General features: G+C 45.6%; 2 protein-coding genes. Both read left to right on the top strand.

Annotation, left to right across the window (positions count from 1 at the left end):
- Positions 1-202 precede the first annotated feature (202 nt).
- The gene (locus Q7J27_12930; protein MDO9530043.1) at positions 203-2,146 is read left to right on the top strand and encodes an ABC-F family ATP-binding cassette domain-containing protein; all 1,944 of its coding nucleotides are present in this window, start codon (positions 203-205) and stop codon (positions 2,144-2,146) included.
- A gap of 268 nt (positions 2,147-2,414) precedes the next feature.
- On the top strand, positions 2,415-3,026 hold the full coding sequence (locus tag Q7J27_12925) for an aminotransferase class III-fold pyridoxal phosphate-dependent enzyme (GenBank protein ID MDO9530042.1): 612 nt from the start codon (positions 2,415-2,417) through the stop codon (positions 3,024-3,026).
- Positions 3,027-3,169: the final 143 nt, after the last annotated feature.

Raw genomic sequence — 3,169 nt, 5'->3', positions numbered from 1 at the left:
AAGTGCCTAAAGTTAAAGAATGCGCTTTCAGCGCAGCCTGTTTCTAATTTGACCGCGCCGAAGGCGTGTACATTAACTTTAGCTCACTTTAGGCACTTCAAACTTTAGACACTTTTGGGGTTGCGGCTTTGTCGCTTTAGGCAAGAGTGTCTTTTTGTACAGAGCTTTATAACGGAAAAATCAAGGCGGGGTTTGCGGTAGATTGACTTCAGTTCAAAATATATCAAAACAGTACGGTGGAAAACACCTTTTCAAAGACATCTCCCTCCATATCGGCAAAGGAGAATGCATTGCCCTCGTGGGAGCGAACGGTACCGGCAAGACCACACTGATGAAGATCATCGTGGGCGAGGTTGAGCCCGATTCAGGCAGTGTTGTCAGGTCTCGCTTTAGTACTGCAGGGTATCTCCCGCAGAATGGCGTATTTCACAAAGGCAAAACGCTCTACAAAGAGGTGGAAACGGTCTTTGGTGAGCTCATTTCTCTGCATGACAGAATAGAAGAAATTAGCCGTGAAATCTCAATCCATACAAGCCAAGACAGCCCGAAGTCTATCCGGATGGAGGCGCTGGTCGAGGAGCTTGGCACGGTTCAGCACATTCTGGAGCATCGGGAAGGGTATAATACCGAAACAAAGATTAAGCAGATCCTCTCCGGCCTTGGTTTTGAAGAAAGCGATCTTCATCGCATGACGGAAGAGTTCAGTGGCGGCTGGCAAATGAGAATTGAACTTGCCAAACTCCTCCTTCGGGAGCCGACCATTCTTCTCCTTGATGAGCCGACCAACCACCTTGATATTGAATCTCTGGAATGGCTTGAATTCTACTTAAAGTCGTATGGGGGTTCGATTATCCTTGTTTCTCATGACAGCCGTTTTCTCAATAATCTCGCAGTGCGGGTTGTTGAGATTTCGATGGGGAAGGTTACCGAATATACGGGCAATTTTTCCTCTTACATGGAGCAAAAAACGCAACGGATCGCCCTCTTGCAGTCCACCTACGAAAACCAGAAGCGGCTGATTCAAAAGACGAACCAGTTCATAGAACGGTTTCGATACAAGGCGACAAAGGCAAAGCAGGTCCAGAGCCGTATAAAAATGCTCGAAAAGATGGAACTGATCGGGCTTGAGAAAAATGAGAAGACGATATCCTTCGATTTTCCACAGCCGCCGCGCCCGGGAAGGGTCGTTATGGCGCTCAATAAAATCATAAAATCATACGGAAACAATCCGGTATTCGAAGGACTTGATCTTGCGATTGAACGGGGTGACAGGATCGCCTTTTTAGGCGTGAACGGTTCGGGGAAGTCTACGCTTGCGCGGATCATAGCTGGTTCAGAGCCTTTCCAGGATGGCACAAGGAAGCCCGGCCACAATGTTTCCATCTCTTATTATGCCCAGAATATGGCTGAAGAACTGAATCCGGCCAAAACGGTTCTCGAGATGGTTGATGAGATTCCTACCCCTATGTCGGGGAGAGAGCTGAGAACCTTATTAGGCTGTTTTCTCTTTACCGGGGATGATATCTCCAAGCCCGTATCCGTTCTTTCGGGAGGCGAAAAAAGCCGCCTTGCCCTTGCCAGGATGCTTATCACGCCTGCTAACCTCCTTGTCTTGGACGAGCCGACGAATCATCTCGACATGCAATCTAAGGCCGTTTTACAGCGAAGCCTGAGTAATTTTACAGGAACTTACATTATCGTATCCCACGACAGGGACTTTCTTTCACCTTTGATCAATAAAGTCGTTGTTCTCAAAAATGATGAACTTGATTTATACCATGGTACTGTTGATGAGTACCTGCAAAAACACCATGCAGACGAAGACTTTACAGAAGAGATGGAAAAGAAAAAATCAGCACTTCAACCCGGAAAAGAGCAAAAAAGGAAAGAGGCGGAAGAAAGACAGGAAAGATACCGTAAACTGAAACCCCTCAAGGATGCCATGAACAAAATCGAAGAGGAAATTGCATTAATGGAGGATAAAAAGGGCCAGATCGAAGCGGCTTTTACCGACAGCAAGACCTATGAAAGTGAAAATAAAATCCGATCACTCAATATCGAGCATGATAAAATCACCTCCCGCCTGGATGCCCTCTATAATGAGTGGACAGATATTGAGGGAAAAATCGAAAGGATTGGGGAATGAGTTTGACATGAAATTTCAAGTTTTCTATACTTCCACGGTGAAAAAGCATTAACAAATAATTGAACAGAGGGGTCTTCTTAGGGTCTTTATTCATAACAACTGCGTTTTTTGCGCAGATGTTGGCATTAATATGACCACGAACGAAGACAGAAGTCAGTAGTCAGAATTCAGAATACATAATGGAAGCGAAATAGTTTTTTATTCTGATTTCTGTCTCCTGTCTCCTGACTTTTGGTTGCGGCTTTGCCGCCTCAGGAGGAAACAAAAAATGGAAACAATCTCGGATCGTAACAGGCAACTTGAAATTGACGACAAGAAATATATCTGGCATCCCTTTACCCAGATGCAGGATTATATGAAGGAAAAACCCCTCATCATAGAGAGCGGGAATGGGTGCACCATAAAGGACATTTATGGAAATGAATACATTGACGGAATTTCTTCACTCTGGACTAACGTCCACGGGCACAGGAAGAAAAAACTCGACCTTGCAATAAAGAAACAACTGGACATGATTGCCCATTCCACACTGCTGGGACTCTCAAATATTCCCGCCATCGAATGTGCCAGAAAACTTATAGAAATTGCCCCGGAGGGACTGACGAAGGTCTTTTATTCCGACAGCGGCTCCACTGCCGTCGAGATAGCCATCAAGATTGCCTTTCAGTATCATCAACAGGCAGCTTCGGGCGATCCGAATAAGACAAAATTTATCTCTCTGACCAATGCATACCATGGAGATACCATAGGTTCGGTGAGTGTGGGGGAATCGATCTCTTTCATGCAACGTATAAATCTCTCCTCTTTTCAGCTATTCATGTCGAATCACCTTATTGTTATCGATGTCCCTTTGGAAAATCTCAGCATTCCTGCGATTTAGAATGCTTGAAGAATTTGGAAGAAACGATGGAGGCACACTGCCACGAGGTTGCCGCTTTTGTAATTGAACCTCTGGTCCAGGGAGCAGCGGGTATGCTGGTCCAGCCTCCGGGCTATTTAAAAAGGGTCAGGGAGCTCTGCACC

The sequence above is a fragment of the Syntrophales bacterium genome, assembly GCA_030655775.1.
In the GTDB taxonomy this organism is placed as follows: Bacteria; Desulfobacterota; Syntrophia; order Syntrophales; family JADFWA01; genus JAUSPI01.
This window is presented reverse-complemented; position numbering and strand designations above follow the sequence as displayed.